The organism is Microvirga tunisiensis (assembly GCF_009296175.1).
Classification (GTDB): domain Bacteria; phylum Pseudomonadota; class Alphaproteobacteria; order Rhizobiales; family Beijerinckiaceae; genus Microvirga; species Microvirga tunisiensis.
The window spans coordinates 1-16201 of sequence record NZ_VOSK01000145.1 but is presented as its reverse complement, the minus strand read 5'-3'; the positions used below and the strand labels follow the sequence as shown (position 1 = coordinate 16201).

Sequence of the window (16201 nt, the reverse complement as noted above, 5' to 3'; positions counted from 1 at the left end):
ACCTCCATGACCGCGCCGGAGCCGAACTCCTGCTGGAGGGTCTGCAGAATCTGTTTCCGGCCATTGAGTTGATGTGGGCCGACACGGCTTATCGTGGGCTGAAGGACTGGCTCCAGAAGGCCCTGAGCTGGAGATTATCCATCCCGCAGCATTGGTGGAGCGGCGGAACCTGGATGCGGGCTGACGCGGAGCCGCCGACGCGACCGAGTGGCTTCCAGGTGCTCGCACGCAGGTGGGTTGTCGAGCGGACCATCGGTTGGCTCACCACCAACCGGCGGCTCGCCAAGGACTACGAACGCTTGGTCGAGACCGGCGAGATGTTGCTCTATCTCGCCATGAGCCGCATCCTGCTGCGTCGCCTCACGCGAAAGGAAAGATAATTGCTCACCAGCCTCTTAGATCAGCCCTTCTGCTCCTTGAGGAAGTGCTGCACGGGAGCGTCTGACCAGACTTGGAACACAATGGATCTTTCAAACGGGGTCGAGAATAACCTTCATAGCCGTGGCCATCCTCATCGCTAAGACGGCAACTGCCTTAAACCCGTTCGAGGGCCCGCAGCAGATCGTTGATCAGGTCATCTGTGTGTTCAAGGCCGATCGAGAGCCTGACGAGTCCTTCCAAGACTCCCATCTCAGTGCGCTCTTCCGGCGTGAAACGCTGATGCGTCGTCGTCGCCGGATGGGTGATGAGGCTCTTGGCATCGCCGAGATTGTTGGAGATCCGGATGAGGCCGAGGGCGTTCAGGAAGCGAAAGGCGCCCGCTTTCCCTCCCTCGATCTCGAGTGCGATCAGCGTCGAGCCTCCCTTCATCTGGCGAGCGATGATCTCGGCTTGCGGATGATCGGCGCGGCCGGGATAAATCAGGCGTCCGATCTTGGAATGTCCGGTCAGGGCATCGGCGATGTTGGCCGCCGTTCGGGTCTGGCGCTCCACGCGTAAGGGAAGCGTCTCCAGGCTTTTCAGCAGCACCCAGGCGTTGAACGGAGACATCGACGGTCCAGTCTGCCGCAGCAGCGTATGAACGTGCGTTTGGATGAACTCCTCGGAGCCGAGGATGACACCGCCAAGGCAACGCCCCTGCCCGTCGATATGTTTTGTGGCCGAATAGACGACGCAATCGGCTCCAAGCTCCAGTGGCTTCTGCCAGAGCGGCGACGAGAACACGTTGTCCACCACCAGCTTGGCGCCGACCTCGCGGGCAATCTGCGCGACCGCTGCGATGTCGATCACCTCGAGAGTCGGATTAGCCGGGCTTTCCAGGAAGAGCACCTTCGTTTCCGGTCGCACGGCCTCGCGCCAGGCGTCGAGGTTCGTTCCGTCGACCAGGGTCGACGCGACCCCGAACCGCGGCAGGAGCTCGGCGACCACATAACGGCAGGAGCCAAAGAGAGCCCGGGCGGCCACAATGTGATCGCCGGCCTGCAACAAGCCCATGAGGGCCGCCGTCACAGCGGCCATGCCGGTCGCTGTCGCCCGGGCGGCTTGCGCCCCCTCGAAGGATGCAATCCGCTGCTCAAACATCGTCACGGTCGGGTTCGAGAACCGGGCATAGAGGAACCCAGGGCTCTCTCCCTTGAAACGGGCCTCACATTCTTCCGCGCTGGCATAAACGTGGCCCTGAGTGAGAAACAGCGCCTCGGATGTCTCGCCGAACTCGGATCTCAGCGTGCCTTCATGGACAAGACGGGTATCCGCATGGAGATGCCGATCCCGGCTTGAACGCTCGCACATTGCTCTTCCTTTGAACTGGCACCGGCCCCCTGCAGATGGCAGCTCGGGCAACTGAGATGGTAATGATTGTTGCTTGGTCGGGCTGCAGATCGCCTAGCCGGCTCCTGAACTCTGAGGATCGGTGCTGCGCGGTTTTGCAGCAATGGACAGGCCGAACTTGATGCGGGTCCACAGGCGCTCATGGCCATAGTAAAGCACGAGCTTGGTCACCACCTCGGTCGCTCCTATCGCCGCGGCGAGGCGCGTGTCCTGGGTCAGCCCGAAGGCTGCGGCCACAGTGGCAACAGAGCCGATGACCCGCCAGGACATGGCCTTGAGCACGCTGCGCCGTTTCTGTTCGCGCACCGCCTTCAGCCACGTCACCTGACCATCGTTCCCGGTCGGCTGGAACCCCGCGTCGCGGCCGGATCCCGCGCCATCGACGAGACCGATCGCAACCGTGTCGAAGCTCTCCCGATCGATGAGGATGAACCCGCCGGTGCGGCGGCTCTCCGTGTAGGGATCGAATGCGATCGGCTGATCCAGGAGGAGAACAACATGGCCGACGTCGTTCGCCGCCAGCGAAGAAACAGGCACGGAAGCGAGTGACGCAAGATCAATTCTCTGGCGCACCGTGACGACCTTTGCAGGCACGGCCGCGGCACCGAGCTTCAGAAGGAACTGGTCGCCTTCCTTCAGGTGTTCGGTTGCCATCCAGAACAGGCGAGCCTCAATCCTGTCGGAAACCTGGGGCTGGCGCTCCACAGACGTAATGACGTCCCCTCGGGAGATATCCACCTCGTCGGACAGGGTGAGCGTGACGGATTGACCGGCAACGGCTTCATCGAGCTCTCCGTCCATCGTCACGATCCGCGCAACCGAGGTCTCCAGTCCCGAGGGGAGAATCCGCACCCGGTTGCCCGGTCGGATCCGGCCGCTCGCGACAAGGCCGGCAAAGCCGCGGAAATCCGGGTGGGGCCGATTGACCCACTGGACCGGCAAGCGGAATGGCTCATCCCCTGCCGTCTGCTCGATCTCGACGGCTTCGAGATACGAGAGTAATGTCGGCCCCCGGTACCAAGCCGCCTGAGGGGACGGCTCAACGACGTTGTCGCCATGCAACGCGGACAAGGGAAGGGCCGTGACCTGCTCGAAGCCCAGATTGACCGAAAAGGCCTCGAACTCCGCGCCGATCTGATTGAATCTCTCTTCGGACCATCCCACCAGGTCCATCTTGTTGATCGCCAGGGCGACATGACGGATCCCGAGCATGGAGACGAGAAGCGCGTGGCGGCGGGTCTGGCGCGTGATGCCCTTGCGCGCATCGATGAGGAGGATAGCGACGTCCGCGGTCGAGGCGCCCGTCGCCATGTTGCGCGTGTACTGTTCATGGCCGGGCGTGTCGGCGACGATGAAGGTTCGCCGGTCGGTCGAGAAAAAGCGATAGGCGACGTCGATGGTAATGCCCTGCTCGCGCTCGCTGGCAAGTCCATCCACAAGAAGGGCGAAGTCGATGCTGCCGCCCTGTGTTCCATGCTTGCGTGAATCGCGCTCGAGCGTGGCGAGCTGATCGTCGAACAGACGCTTGGACTCATACAGCAGGCGGCCGATCAGCGTGGACTTGCCATCGTCGACGGAGCCGCAGGTGATGAACCGCAGCAGACTCTTGCGCTCATGCGCTGCGAGATAGTCCTTCAGCTGGAAACTCGCAGCTGCGGGATGAACCGACATCAGAAGTAGCCCTCTTGCTTCTTGCGTTCCATGGACGCCGCCGTGTCTTTGTCGATGGCCCGTCCATGGCGTTCGGACGTCCGGGCCTCGAGTGTTTCCCGAATGATGTCGGGTACCGTGGCCGCCGTGCTTTCCACGGCGCCCGTCAGGGGATAGCAGCCGAGCGTTCGGAACCGGACGGAGCGCAGCTGCGGCTGCTCGCCGGGACGAAGCGGCAGCCTGTCGTCATCCACCATGATGAGCATGCCGTCCCGCTCCACGACCGGTCGCTCGGCCGCGAAGTAGAGCGGAACGATGGGGATGTTCTCGCGGTGGATGTAGAGCCAGATGTCGAGCTCGGTCCAGTTGGAGAGCGGAAAGACGCGCAGGCTCTCACCCCGGCGCTTGCGGCCGTTATAGAGCTGCCAGGGCTCCGGGCGCTGACGCTTGGGATCCCAGCGGTGATGTGCATTGCGCAGCGAGAACACCCGTTCCTTCGCCCGTGACTTCTCCTCGTCGCGGCGGGCGCCGCCGAAAGCCGCATCGAAGCCGTAGCGCTCGAGCGCCTGCTTGAGCGCCAGGGTCTTCATGACGTCGGTATGGACCTCGGAGCCGTGGCTGATCGGACCAATATTGCGGGCCAGTCCATCGGGATTGGTGTGCACCAACAGATCGAGCCCGAGTTCGCGCGCTCTCCGGTCCCGGAATGCGATCATCTCGCGAAATTTCCAGGTGGTATCCACGTGAAGCAGAGGGAAAGGAGGCTTCGCCGGATAAAACGCCTTCAACGCCAGATGCAGCAGAACTGACGAGTCCTTGCCGATCGAATACAGCATGACCGGGTTGTCGCTTTCGGCCACGGCCTCGCGCATGATATAGATGCTCTCCGCCTCGAGGCGGTCGAGATGGGTCAGGCTGGACCGGAGCACCTTGCCCTCGGAGACGGAACGTTGCGAATCGGGCAGCTTTGCGTGGCGCACGCTTCCTGCTTCACGCCCGCTGATCATGGGAATGCTCCTGAATTTGATGGGTCGGCACGAGGTGCAGGCCGCACTCTTTCTTGGCCTCCTGCTCCCACCACCAGCGACCTGCGCGCTCGGGTTCGCCGAGACGGACTGCCCGGGTGCAGGGCGCGCAACCGATGGACGGATACCCCTGGTCGTGCAGCGGGTTGTAGGGAATGGCATTGTCGGTCACATACCGGACGAGGTCCTGCCGGCTCCAATCCGCTAGGGGATTGATCTTGATCAGGCGATAGCCGTCGTCCTGAGCCGCCAGCGGTACGGCAGCGCGAAAGGCCGATTGCTCGGCGCGAAGGCCTGTCACCCAGCCTGCCGCGCCGGCCAGGGCCCTGCCCAGGGGCTCGACCTTGCGAACGTCACAGCAGGCTTTCCGGGCCTCGACCGAATGACGGAAGCCGTTGATGCCCTGGAGTGCGACCAAACTTTCCAGATCGGTACGATCAGGACTGACGGCATTGATCCGGCGTCCATAGCGCTCCTCCGTCTGGGCCCACACATCATAGGTTTCGGGAAACAACCGCCCGGTGTCGAGCGTCACAAGCTCGATATGAACATCGAGGCCAGCCCTGAAGATTACGTGGGTGAGCGCCTGGTCTTCGAGACCGAAGCTCGTCGTAAAGACCAGTCGGCCGGCAATCGAACGCGAGGCGAGAGCCAGCCGTTCCGGAAGCCCTGCATCCGTCATGGCACGGGCCAAAGCGTCGGCCCCTCCGCCCCCTGAGCCCAAATCCATCGTAAACACCTCCAAAGCACAAAATCGAACTTGTTCTTAATAACGAACGATGTCAAGGTCAGGTTGTTCTGTGTTGGAGGGATAGCTGAGTGGTCAATGGATCAAGTTATCCCAAGTAGAGAAGATTTATTCACCAGCAGTCGGAACGAGAGAATTTATATTCGACAAAGGGCAGGACGCAGAGATGGATCGCATCGACCGAAAAATTTTGAACCTTCTGCAGCAGGATGGCACACTGTCCGTCGCAGATGTCGGTCATCGGGTGGGTTTGTCTCAAACACCATGCTGGAAACGCATTCAACGCCTTGAAGCCGAGGGCGTGATTCAGCGGCGGGTCGCACTCCTGGATGCTGACAAGCTCGGGCTCGGCTTAACCGTATTCGTCTGCATTGAAGCCGGGGACCATACCCAGGATGCCATCAAACAGTTCACCGATGCGATCGCGACCATGGACGAGGTCGTCGAGTTCCATCGGATGGCCGGGGATGTCGACTACATCCTTCGCGTCGTAGTGGCCGACGTCAAGGCTTATGACTTGTTCTACAAGCGCTTGATCGAAATTGTTCCTCTCAAGAAGGTCAGCTCGCGCTTCAGTGTCGAGCGAGTGAAATCCACCACAGCCCTGCCCATCGAGACGACGGCATAATCATCGGATCCCTGACGTATGTTCCTAAAACTCAAGGCGAACAGAATACTTTTCTCCCATTTGGAGTATTGGAGGAAGGAAGTTTCTGTCATTCTGCGTTCTTTAAAAAGAACGTTTCATTGACTTGTCATAAAGGCTCGCCGAGACTGCAGCCATGTCAGCATTTGCCCTTCTGCCTCAAACAGCGCCCTTTGGAGACGACGACCGGCTCAGCCTCGATCGTGTCCTGAGTGCAGCCTCCCCTATCCAGCGTGCCTGGCTCGCAGGCTTTCTCGCTGGGGTCGATGCGGGCCAGGTGCCCCTCCCCCGTGTGGATGCGCCCGCCCGCCCGGCAGAGCCCCTCACGATCCTCTTCGCGAGCGAGTCCGGCAATGCGGAGCGGCTGGCCCAGGACGTCGCGAAGCATGCCCGGAAGGGTGGCTTCAAGCCCAAGATCATTGATTTCGCGGATCTTGATGTCGCCGATCTGCCAAAGCAGAGCCGCCTTGTGGTGATTGCTGCCACGTGGGGCGAAGGCGAGCCGCCGGCGCGGGCGACCCGGGCCTATGCGGAGCTCATGGGAGGATCGGCGCCGCGCCTCGAAGGCACGAGCTTCGCCGTCCTGGCTCTGGGCGATACCGCCTATGCGGACTTCTGCGGCGTTGGCAAAGCCATTGATGCACGGCTCGCCGAGTTGGGGGGGGCGCGCGCGGTCGACAGGATCGATTGCGATCTCGATTTCGACGCTCCCGCAGCGGCCTGGATCAAGAGCACGCTCGAGGCGTTTGCCCCGGCTCAGGAGAGCTTGGGCAATGTGGTGTCGGTCGATTTTAGCTCCCGTGCCGGCACCGAGATCAGCCGCGACCCGGTGACCGCCGAGATCACTGAGCACGTCAACCTGAACTCCTCGCGCTCCGACAAGGAGACAGTTCATCTGGCGCTCGGCTTCGATGGCGCCGCTCCGGCCTACGAACCCGGCGACTCCCTCGAACTCTTTCCTGAGAACGACCCGGTCCTCGTCGATGCCGTTCTTACGGCCACTGGACTGCCTGCGGACGATACCTTGCGCACCGCGCTGATCGCTGAGCGGGACATCACGACTCTCTCGGTCAAGACACTTGAGACCTTTGCCACTGAGACAGGGCATGCGGAGGTGCGCCGGCTCCTGGACGAGGGGCAGGCCCGCTCCTGGATCGAAGGACGGCAACTGATCGATCTCGTCGAAGCCTTCCCCGCATCGCTGACCAGCCAGCAGCTGACAGCTCTCACGCGCCCTCTTCCGCCGCGGGCCTATTCCATTGCCTCCTCGCGCAAGGAGGTCGGCGACGAGGCGCATCTTCTGATCGCGGCCGTTCGCTATGAAACCCATGGCCGCCCGCGTGGAGGTGTCGCCTCGACATTCGTGGCCGACCGGCTCAAGACCGGCGCGGCTACCCGGATTCGCCTCAAGCCCAACAAGCATTTCCGCCTGCCCGATCCCTCCACCGACATCATCATGATTGGCCCTGGCACCGGCATTGCGCCCTTCCGCGCCTTTGTGCAGGAACGGCGCGCCATTGGCGCCAGCGGCAAGTCCTGGCTGTTCTTCGGCGACCGGCACTACACACACGACTTCCTCTATCAGCTGGAATGGCAGGATGCCCTGAAGGACGGATCGCTGACGAAGATCGATCTCGCCTTCTCTCGCGACACACCGCAGAAAGTCTATGTTCAGCATCGTCTCTGGGAGCGGCGCCGCGACGTCATCGACTGGTTGGACAATGGTGCTCAGCTCTATGTGTGCGGCGACGCCAAGGCTATGGCGAAGGACGTGCGCGCAGCGCTGATCGCCGCCTATGCGGACGTGAAGGCCCTTTCTCCCGACGCTGCCGAGCTCGCCGTGACAGAACTCGAGCGCGGCCGCCGCTATCACCAAGACGTTTATTGAGAAGCACAAACGATGTCCAAGGAACTCTCGCGCAATGAGCGCATCAAAGAGGCGAGCGGCTATCTCCGCGGCACGCTTGCCGAAGGTCTCACCGACATCGTGACCGGCGCGATCACCGAGGACGACCAGCAGCTGGTCAAATTCCACGGCATGTATCTGCAGGACGACCGCGATTTGCGGGCCGAGCGCACGAAGAAGAAGCTTGAAAAGGCTTATTCCTTCATGATCCGCCTGCGCATTCCCGGCGGCGTCTGCACGCCGGCCCAGTGGCTCCAGCTCGACCGGATCGCCCGGGAATACGCCAATGGAACGCTGCGCCTGACAACCCGGCAGACCTTCCAGTTTCATGGCGTGATCAAGTCGAACCTGAAGGCGACGATGAAGGCCATCGACACGGCGCTGCTCGACACCCTGGCCGCCTGCGGCGACGTCAACCGCAATGTGCTGGCCTCCACCAATCCGCATCAATCCCGCGCCCATAAAGCGGCTCTCGATCTCGCCCGATCGATTTCCGAGCATCTCCTGCCGCAGACGCCGGCCTATCGCGAGATCTGGCTCGACGGAGAGAAGGTTGTCGGCGGCGAGGAAGTCGTCGAGCCCGTCTATGGCCGGACCTACCTGCCACGCAAGTTCAAGACGGTGGTGGCGGTCCCTCCGTCGAATGAGGTCGACATCTTCGCCCACGACCTTGGTTTCATCGCGATCCTCGACAAGAAGGGAGATGTCAAAGGCTGGAACGTGACGGTTGGCGGCGGCATGGGTATGACCCATGGCGAGGAGGACACTTACCCTCGTACAGCCGACGTGATGGGTTTCTGCCAGCCTGAGGATGCCCTTGCCGTAGCAGAGGCTGTGGTGACGGTACAGCGCGACTGGGGCGATCGCACGCTCCGCAAGCACGCACGTCTCAAATACACCATCGAGGATCGCGGCCTTGAGGCATTCCGCGCCGAGGTCGAGCGGCGCATCGGCAAAGCGTTGGGCGAGCCGCGGCCGTTCCGTTTCGATGCGAATGGTGACCGATACGGATGGGTTGAAGGCGAGGATGGCCACTCCCACCTGACACTCTTCATTGAGAATGGCCGCCTGCGCGACATCCCGGGTGGCGCCTCGCTCATGACCGGATTCCGCCGGATTGCGGAGGTTCATGACGGCGAATTCCGCCTGACGGCGAACCAGAACGTTATCGTGGCCAATGTCTCGCCTGTGAAGCGTGCGGAGATCGAAGCGCTCGTGGCGGAATATGGCCTGACGAGCCACGCCACGGCATTGCGTCGCAATGCGATGGCGTGCGTGGCCCTGCCGACCTGCGGCCTTGCACTGGCCGAAAGCGAGCGCTATCTGCCGTCGCTCGTGACCGCTCTTGAAGAGCGCCTCAACCTTAGGGGTCTTGCGGAGGATGAGATCACGATCCGTATGACCGGCTGTCCCAATGGTTGCGCCCGCCCGTACATCGCCGAGATCGGTCTCGTGGGCAAAGGCCCTGGACGGTATAATCTGTATCTCGGCGCTGCGTTCGATGGCTCCCGGCTCTCGATCCGCTCTTTGCGGCTTATGTTGATAGTCGCAAGCCAACCGAGAGGTTCGGGGACTTCGTCATCCGCTCAGGGCTTATTGCCGCGACGACGAACGGGCCGGACTTTCACGCCAATACAGGCCCTCTTGCCAAGGCGGCGGAATGAACGCGTCCCTACGGCCCGAGGATCGACGCCCCGCCCGTCTCAGCGCCCTCCCAAAGCTGCCAGTCTTCTTTGATCTCGCAGGACGTTCGATCCTTGTCGTAGGCGGATCTGACGGGATTGCCTGGAAAGTTGAACTTCTCGCAGCCGCCGGCGGCACCGTTAGGATCCTTGCGAAGGATCCCTCGCCTGAACTGCTCGCGCTCGTACAGAACGACCCGGAGCGGCTCACTCTGAGCCGGCGGGGTTGGTGCGGTGCCGATCTCCAAGGTGTTTCGGTCGCGGTGGCCGATATCGACAATCAGCGGGAGGCTAAACTCTTTGCCGATATAGCCCGCCGGCGTGGGGCCCTTGTCAACGTTGTCGATCAGCCTGCCTTCTGCGATTTTCAGTTCGGGAGCATCGTCAACCGGGCTCCGGTGATTGTGTCCATATCAACCGACGGAGCTGCTCCGATCCTGGGCCAGGCGATCCGCCGCCGGATCGAAGCCGTCCTGCCGTCCTCTCTCGGTGCGTGGGCGCAGGCTGCAAAAGACTTCCGAGATAAACTGCGAGATCTTGTGCCCACAAGACAGGGCCGGCGCCGGTTCTGGGAACAGTTCGTGGATGCCGCATTCGCGAGCAGAACCCATGAGCGCAGCTTGACCGCCACGCTGGATCAATTCGCGCAGGAGGTCTGTGGAGAAGCCTTAGAGAGACGGGCGCTTGGCGAGGTCGTCATAGTCGGGGCCGGTCCCGGCAATCCCGAGCTTCTGACCCTGAAGGCGATGCGCGAGCTTCAGGCGGCTGATGTGATTGTCTATGATCGCCTCGTCACGCCCGCTATTCTTGAACTGGCCCGCCGGGAGGCACGCCGGATCCATGTCGGCAAGGAAGGCCACGGCGCATCCTGCCGCCAGGAAGACATCAATGCACTGATTGTCGATCTGGCGCTTGCTGGCCAACGTGTCGTTCGCCTTAAAGGGGGCGATCCTGCCATCTTCGGCCGCACCGGCGAGGAGGTTGCAGCCTGCCGTGAAGCCGGCGTTTCAGTCCGCATCGTTCCGGGAATTACGACGGCGAGTGCCGCAGCCGCCTCGCTCAACGTGTCATTGACTCACCGCGATCATGCTCAAAGGGTTCAGTTCATCACGGCTCATGACCGCCACGGTGACCTTCCCGAGAATTTGAACATTGGCGCTTTAGCCGATCCACAGGCAACGACCGTCGTCTACATGGGTCGGCGCACGGCAGCTAAGCTGGCAACGCGCCTGATCGAGAGCGGTCTTCCTCCCGATACTCCCGTTGTCGCCATCAGCAATGTTTCGAGAGACGATCAACAGAGTTCGCACACAACCATCAAGAACGTCGCCCATGGAGCATCGTTGCCAGAAAGCGGGCCGTTGATCATCGCTATCGGGGCCTCCGTCAGCGCTGCAAACGAATCCCCGATTCAACAGGGCAGCGCATTCAATGCTCTAAATGAGGAACGGCAGTTAGTAGCAGAGAACCAACAGGCCGTCTCGGCTCTGCTGGATCACTGAGAAGCGTCGAAGCTGCCGTCACAACGGCCTTGCTGCTGCAGGTGCTGAGATCTGGTCAAAGTAAGCGATTCTTGCGGCTATCGCAGCTCCAACCACAAGCCAAAAAAGAACAGTACCCAAAAGCATTTTGCGGGACTGACGTGAGTTGGAGCGTGCCATGTTATCTGAAAATCAGTGAGTTCTATACTCTGGTCATTATAGAGAAGAGCATGAGCCCTTACAGCGATTTCATGACTTTGAACGAAGTTTGAAAAAATATTCTTTGGTCGATCAATGCGAAAGGATGAACATCCTTTACCGGCTTGCTGGTGCAGTTGAAAGTTCTCAATTCTCTCGCGGGTAAATGCGGTGCTTGCGAAAGTGCTTCGCTCAAAAGCAATGTGGCCGAGACGGTACAGAATTCTCATCTGAATCGAGTTCGGGCTATTAGCGGGACATGCAGGACGACACAGCGCGTTGCCGACAAAGAAAAAGCCTGCGCTTGCGGCGCGTGGAAGGATTGGCCCGTGGCAGCAATCTGGATCAGGGGAATCCTTGAATGAGTTTGAGGTGACAAGCCTCCCTCAAAACGGCCCAACAATCCTCGAAGCTGGGCCGCATTCCTGCCAAGGTTAACTGTACGTTAGCAGGCTCCCGTAGGGGCAAATACGGGTTGGGGGCCGCGTCTTGGTTCGTTATAAGGACCAGGCGCGGCCTTTTCTATCAAACTACACGGGAATGCCAACTCGCGGAAGACGTCGGAGGAGGGGTTTGACGGATAGACCAGCACCCATGAGCTGATCGTGGTCTCATACAAGTCGGTAACCGTTGATGGCTTGCCTGGGTTTGTTGCTGATCCGGATGACAAAATGCTCTGCCCCTCGGTGGAGACACTGATCGAGATCGGACAGGTGTTTTGCATTGCTGATGCGAACGACGGCCTCCGAAGGCATGAGGAAATCTGACGCAACCACTGGCACCAGTGCTCTCAGTTCGACTTGCGCATCCGCCCATGAGGCTTGATTGCAGCCTTCCGAAGGGGACCCTCTCCATGGCCGCTCGACAACGTCTCATGGTTCCCAGAATTGACGCGTAGCAGACTCTGTGTGCCTCACATCCTTGCTCACTTTCAGGAATGGGAGAGCAGGTAGAAGAATCCTTCTCCAAAACGCTCTCGTAATGTCTCGCGAGCAATCCGATGAATGATTGATGACAGCAGCATGCATCTTGGACATGTCTGCCTCAATTTTGGCGTTACTGCTCATTTGTGCATCGCACTGATATGTATGTTGCACTGCACAGGCGGAAACAACAGCCGCCAGCCCACACGTTATCGAACCGACAGGAGTTTAAGATGTTCGTGTTCCAGATCCTTGCTCAGATCCGTTCTTACTTACGTAATCGCGAGACCGCCAACGAGCTGTCCAGGCTCTCCGATCGTGAACTCAATGACCTCGGCATCAGGCGTTTCGAGATTGACAGCATCGCTCGAGAGCGTGGTCACGGGAGCCAAGGCCGAGCCTCAAAGGGGTTGTGAGCCGCTCCTATTGAATTTGCAGCCGTTGCGAGCCGCCTGTGTCCTGGACAGGCGGACCGTACCGCAGGAAATGGCACTGGAGGTTGATGTGGCGTCAACAGCGGTATGCATGAAGGGGAAAGGTCGAACCGAACTAGGAGACTGAAACCTCTGCATCTTCACTCGGGTCGGCTCACCACCTGATACGCGTTTTCTGCCCGATGGTTCTTATGCAGTCCTACCCATGGCGCACTGACAAGCGCAGCGTTCGCGTCGGGCCGCTTCGGTGGACAGCAGCTTGTTCGTCACGAGCACGCTCGGAGCAAGCCCTTGCCGCTTGAGTAGCTTGCGCATGAGCTTCAGGGCAGCACCCTTGTCGCGGCGCGGCTGGATGAGAGCGTAAGACCTCGCCCTCCCTATCGATGGCTCGCCACAGGTATTTGGATCGGCGCTGGATCAAGACAGCCATACAATGCCTGACAGAATCCTCACGATGTGGCGTCCCTCCTTCAGAATTGAGCTGCGGTTCAACGACCATTCCGCCCCGAGCCTGCGTGATATAAAATAGCGCCCTGAAGGGGCGCTGTTCGGAACGCAAGATAGGCCATTCCTCAGACATGCATCCCCGAAGCACCAGGGACTCGCACGTTTGTTTCAGGGTAGGCCTGCCGTTCGTTACGCTATCTGTTGTACCCGTGAGCGGATGAATCCTGCGGTTCCTCCGAGAACCACCCAGAAGACGAAGCTGATCACGGAAACCATCACACCGAAATCATGGGCCAACGCCGTGGGGATGGGGCTCTCAAAGCTGTCGGGCTTTGGTGCACCGATCAGATGCGGTGCAACGATGAGTGCAAGGCCCAGGATGGCGAGCGGCGCGGATCGCTTGAACACCAGCAAGGCAAGACCGAGCCCTGTCGCCAACGCGGTCGCGACCCACCAGATCTGGCGCTGGTCCAGTTCCGCAGCCGGCATGGCCGGCAATTCAGGCGGAAGGCCGAGGCCGGGCGCCAAGGTGAACACAGCGAACCCAGCCAGTCCCCAGACCACTCCCTGGCGCCAACCAGTCATTCCACCCCTGAGCTCGGCTGCGGCGACAAGCAAGAGGGCGAAGCCAATAGCCGTTACCACGTTGGCGAGAGCGGTGTAGGCCGAGCGCTCAAAGCCATCCGCCGGAGCCCATTCGTCCTCGTCATGCGAATGAGGAGCCCCCGCATTTGGCACTGCGGCATGCTCATGGGGCAACTCCGCGTTCTCGAAGGTTTCGGCTTTCAAGATCAGTGGGACTGTGCCGGCAAATTGCATGGCGGTCATCGCAAGGCCTGCCATGAGCCCGGCGAGAGTGGCGATGAAGACGATGCTGCGAAAGATGGCCATCGCTCTTACCCCTCAGTGGCAGGGGAATGCAAGTGAGTGGCGCACATCATGCGATGCGTTGTGGATGGCCTCGATGTGCGAGAAGCCGGCGATCCCGAGGACAAAAAGGCCGAGGAAAGCTGCAAGACCGATTTGGACCAGCCGGGAAGCCGATGTAACCGATGCTTGGATTGGGAGCGAAGTCTGTTGAGTATACATGGTTCATCCTTTGTCCTCCACCCGAGGACTTTGAGAGGTTTTTCGATGCCGTCTGGTCTCCTGGCTCACGGATCAGCGCGTTTCCTCTTGCCTTTCCGGGGAACCCAGTGGCGCGGCGAGGAACACTCTCCGTCTACAGTTGCGGGGGCAGCCGCGGCATTGGGCGAAAGACAGCCCGCACCGCATTCCCATACTTGTCCCCGAAGGGCTCTGACACCTTAGCTATAACCTTATTTGTCCAAATCACCAATGCAAAGACAGCGAGGACATGGCCGCAAGCCCTCACAATGGACCGGAAGCCTCCCCCAGAGCTCGTCTGATGTCACGGCTTGTCAGATGGAAGTTCTCCGTGCTCGAAACGCCCGCCCTTTGGATCTTCGCTTGGGCCGCCCGTTCAAAGACATCCTCATGCGACCGAAAAAAGGCCTCGCAGCTTTCCCGGAAAGTCTCCTGACCCAAGGAGCGGAACGCCAGCCGGTGGACGAAGCAGCCGCCCTGGTGCCCTTCCGGCCTGAACACCAGAGCACCAATATCTTGCCGCCATGTTGGGTCGTCAGAACGCATTTTGGCGAAGGCTGGGCGCACATGACCATGGCGGACGCGCGATCATGCTTTGCCCTTCTCCTGCTTCAAGAGGTATATGTCCATGATCCAGCCCTTTTCCGCGCGGAGCGATTGACAGACGTTCTTGCTCCAATCGGCAACTTCCTCGATCCTGGCCGCGATGATCGTTTCATCCGACAGGCTGAGATAGCCGCCCCGGCAGATGTAGGAACTTGCGGTCCGAGCGGATCGGAAGCTGTTCTCGCCGTTGAGCATAATCACGACACTCCCGGTATCCCGGTGTGACCCTGGGCGAGCGTCGGTATTGTGGTGATATGAACAGCCTCGCCGATGTTGTTCAAGCGAATTTTGTCGACGGCGCCAACGCCTTAACGCTGCTGATCGCGGAGATCGCCTGATCATCGAACGAGACCGTTATCCACGCCAAGGCGTGCTGCAGGATCCTGATCACGCTGTCGTAGAGAGCCGGATCTCCTCACACGAGGAACGCTCCGCATTCGTTCGGCTCGAGTTCGTCACGGATCAGACCCTCGAACATCGTTGCCCTGGCGCGATGCCACTCATCGACCTTGCGCTTGGAATCGACCGCCTGACCGTCTCGCTCAGGATCGCCGGCCCGACAATGCGATACGCCGGATCCTCGATAAAGCGGCAAATTTCGTCACGGACATCGATCAGTGCGTTGGTGGCAGGTCTCTTGTCGATCACAAAGAAGACGTCAGCCTCATTGGGGGCCTTGATCGTCTGAATGATCCTATGGTCGCGATTTCCCGAGCCGACGCTGATCACATAGATCTTTCATCAAGAGGTCGTTTCACGATAAGGGCTCACGGCCATTTGGTCTTGGTCCGCAAAATTGACGATCGCTTTCTCAGGCTGCACCTAGGCCAAATCGGATCCCTGCAACGCGAGACGCAGCAGGTTGGGATGCCCTCTGAATCGCCGCGTCCAAATGCGGGAGCATGAGGATCTGTGGGACGTTCCCTCGGAGGGCCGCGATTGTCTTGCCCTGAGTGGGTGATCCGAGCGTGATGTTAATTCAGGGTGGGCACGCACTTAGACCATTTCAAGCCACGCAGCAGTCAGGATAACCTACTCCTCGGTATTCTCATCGATGCATCTCCCACTTGCACCCATCAGGATATATCGTTAAGTCTCGACATATGGAATCAGAGAGCGTCATCCTTGCCCTTGCGGCCTTGGCCCAGTCGACACGCCTCGACGTGTTCAGGCTGCTGGTCAGGCACAAACCCGATGGCCTTCCGGCGGGTGACATCGCCCGGGAACTGGCGGTTCCCCACAACACGATGTCGAGCCATCTCGGCATCCTTGCCCGTGCGGGACTGGTCCGCTCCGAGCGCCAGAGCCGCTCGATCATCTACCGCGCCGACCTCGATCAACTGCGCGAGGTGGTGACCTTCCTGCTCAAGGATTGCTGCGGCGGGCACCCGGGGCTGTGCGCCCCGCTGGTTGATGCCCTGACGCCCTGTTGCCCTGCCAAGGCGACTACTAGAGCGCGTTGACATTCATTTGGTCCAGATGAACGCGCTGACGAGGCAAAGGATTGACATAAACGCCCGTGGGGTCTGTTCGTAGCGCGTGGCGATGCGTCTGAAGTGCTTGATTTTCAGGAAGAAG

Annotated in this window: 14 protein-coding genes, 2 pseudogenes and 1 riboswitch; of the genes and pseudogenes, 9 read left to right on the top strand and 7 right to left on the bottom strand. The window is 60.4% G+C overall.

Translation table 11 applies throughout. The features are described 5' to 3' along the window. Positions 1-380 (top strand): transposase (locus tag FS320_RS25705; protein WP_152711663.1); only part of this gene is annotated, 380 nt, incomplete at its 5' end. 154 nt (positions 381-534) lie between these two features. Here FS320_RS25705 and FS320_RS25700 read toward each other — a convergent pair. From FS320_RS25700 to FS320_RS25685, 4 genes are all read right to left on the bottom strand, one after another. Further along, entirely contained in the window at positions 535-1731 is a 1197-nt protein-coding gene (locus FS320_RS25700) for an O-succinylhomoserine sulfhydrylase (RefSeq protein ID WP_152714740.1), read from the bottom strand. Positions 1732-1824: 93 nt separating this feature from the next. Then, positions 1825-3441 (bottom strand): sulfate adenylyltransferase subunit CysN, encoded by a 1617-nt coding sequence (gene cysN / locus FS320_RS25695; protein WP_152714739.1) that lies wholly within the window; start codon positions 3439-3441, stop codon positions 1825-1827. Then, entirely contained in the window at positions 3441-4427 is a 987-nt protein-coding gene (cysD, locus tag FS320_RS25690; RefSeq protein ID WP_274597212.1) for a sulfate adenylyltransferase subunit CysD, read from the bottom strand. The genes cysN and cysD overlap by 1 nt, the downstream gene beginning before the upstream one ends. Beyond that, positions 4411-5175 carry a phosphoadenylyl-sulfate reductase gene (locus FS320_RS25685; RefSeq protein WP_152714738.1) on the bottom strand — a complete coding sequence of 255 codons (765 nt, stop codon included), beginning with the start codon at positions 5173-5175 and terminating at the stop codon, positions 4411-4413. The genes cysD and FS320_RS25685 overlap by 17 nt, the downstream gene beginning before the upstream one ends. Positions 5176-5359: 184 nt before the next feature. Between FS320_RS25685 and FS320_RS25680 the strand changes: the two genes are divergently transcribed. From FS320_RS25680 to FS320_RS25660, 6 genes and pseudogenes are all read left to right on the top strand, one after another. Next, positions 5360-5821, top strand: coding sequence for an Lrp/AsnC family transcriptional regulator (locus FS320_RS25680; protein ID WP_152714737.1), 462 nt, complete (start codon positions 5360-5362; stop codon positions 5819-5821). 154 nt (positions 5822-5975) lie between these two features. Continuing rightward, positions 5976-7727: a diflavin oxidoreductase gene (locus FS320_RS25675; RefSeq protein WP_152714736.1), complete on the top strand. Its 1752-nt coding sequence runs from the start codon at positions 5976-5978 to the stop codon at positions 7725-7727. A gap of 24 nt (positions 7728-7751) precedes the next feature. Beyond that, a pseudogene (locus tag FS320_RS25670) lies at positions 7752-9409 on the top strand (NADPH-dependent assimilatory sulfite reductase hemoprotein subunit); the annotation flags it as partial. Continuing rightward, positions 9406-10929: a siroheme synthase CysG gene (cysG, locus tag FS320_RS25665; protein WP_152714735.1), complete on the top strand. Its 1524-nt coding sequence runs from the start codon at positions 9406-9408 to the stop codon at positions 10927-10929. The pseudogene FS320_RS25670 and the gene cysG, both read left to right, overlap by 4 nt. A 782-nt stretch (positions 10930-11711) precedes the next feature. Beyond that, positions 11712-11873 carry a hypothetical protein gene (locus FS320_RS45270; protein WP_153885327.1) on the top strand — a complete coding sequence of 54 codons (162 nt, stop codon included), beginning with the start codon at positions 11712-11714 and terminating at the stop codon, positions 11871-11873. A 389-nt stretch (positions 11874-12262) separates the two neighbouring features. Beyond that, positions 12263-12445, top strand: a complete 183-nt coding sequence (locus FS320_RS25660; RefSeq protein ID WP_152714734.1) for a DUF1127 domain-containing protein — start codon at positions 12263-12265, stop codon at positions 12443-12445. A gap of 246 nt (positions 12446-12691) precedes the next feature. Here FS320_RS25660 and FS320_RS48315 read toward each other — a convergent pair. From FS320_RS48315 to FS320_RS25650, 3 genes and pseudogenes are all read right to left on the bottom strand, one after another. Beyond that, positions 12692-12893: pseudogene (locus FS320_RS48315) on the bottom strand (DDE-type integrase/transposase/recombinase); the annotation flags it as partial. 206 nt (positions 12894-13099) lie between these two features. Next, positions 13100-13801, bottom strand: a complete 702-nt coding sequence (locus tag FS320_RS25655; protein ID WP_152714733.1) for a CbtA family protein — start codon at positions 13799-13801, stop codon at positions 13100-13102. A gap of 12 nt (positions 13802-13813) precedes the next feature. Further along, positions 13814-13999, bottom strand: a complete 186-nt coding sequence (locus FS320_RS25650) for a CbtB domain-containing protein (RefSeq protein WP_152714732.1) — start codon at positions 13997-13999, stop codon at positions 13814-13816. 33 nt (positions 14000-14032) lie between these two features. Then, a riboswitch (cobalamin riboswitch) is annotated at positions 14033-14232 on the bottom strand. Positions 14233-14380: 148 nt separating this feature from the next. On the opposite strand from FS320_RS25650, the gene FS320_RS46150 reads away from it, so the two are divergent. Continuing rightward, on the top strand, positions 14381-14848 hold the full coding sequence (locus FS320_RS46150) for a hypothetical protein (protein WP_192926336.1): 468 nt from the start codon (positions 14381-14383) through the stop codon (positions 14846-14848). A gap of 878 nt (positions 14849-15726) precedes the next feature. After that, complete coding sequence (locus tag FS320_RS25635) at positions 15727-16086, top strand: ArsR/SmtB family transcription factor (protein ID WP_152714729.1); 360 nt, start codon at positions 15727-15729, stop codon at positions 16084-16086. Positions 16087-16201: the final 115 nt, after the last annotated feature.

What these genes read in the sequence shown, in the direction of transcription:
- FS320_RS25700 (WP_152714740.1), bottom strand. Translation starts at nt 1,731, where the DNA reads ATGTGCGAGCGTTCAAGCCGGGATCGGCATCTCCATGCGGATACCCGT.
- cysN (WP_152714739.1), bottom strand. Translation starts at nt 3,441, where the DNA reads ATGTCGGTTCATCCCGCAGCTGCGAGTTTCCAGCTGAAGGACTATCTC.
- cysD (WP_274597212.1), bottom strand. Translation starts at nt 4,427, where the DNA reads ATGATCAGCGGGCGTGAAGCAGGAAGCGTGCGCCACGCAAAGCTGCCC.
- FS320_RS25685 (WP_152714738.1), bottom strand. Translation starts at nt 5,175, where the DNA reads ATGGATTTGGGCTCAGGGGGCGGAGGGGCCGACGCTTTGGCCCGTGCC.
- FS320_RS25680 (WP_152714737.1), top strand. Translation starts at nt 5,360, where the DNA reads ATGGATCGCATCGACCGAAAAATTTTGAACCTTCTGCAGCAGGATGGC.
- FS320_RS25675 (WP_152714736.1), top strand. Translation starts at nt 5,976, where the DNA reads ATGTCAGCATTTGCCCTTCTGCCTCAAACAGCGCCCTTTGGAGACGAC.
- cysG (WP_152714735.1), top strand. Translation starts at nt 9,406, where the DNA reads ATGAACGCGTCCCTACGGCCCGAGGATCGACGCCCCGCCCGTCTCAGC.
- FS320_RS25660 (WP_152714734.1), top strand. Translation starts at nt 12,263, where the DNA reads ATGTTCGTGTTCCAGATCCTTGCTCAGATCCGTTCTTACTTACGTAAT.
- FS320_RS25655 (WP_152714733.1), bottom strand. Translation starts at nt 13,801, where the DNA reads ATGGCCATCTTTCGCAGCATCGTCTTCATCGCCACTCTCGCCGGGCTC.
- FS320_RS25650 (WP_152714732.1), bottom strand. Translation starts at nt 13,999, where the DNA reads ATGTATACTCAACAGACTTCGCTCCCAATCCAAGCATCGGTTACATCG.
- FS320_RS25635 (WP_152714729.1), top strand. Translation starts at nt 15,727, where the DNA reads ATGGAATCAGAGAGCGTCATCCTTGCCCTTGCGGCCTTGGCCCAGTCG.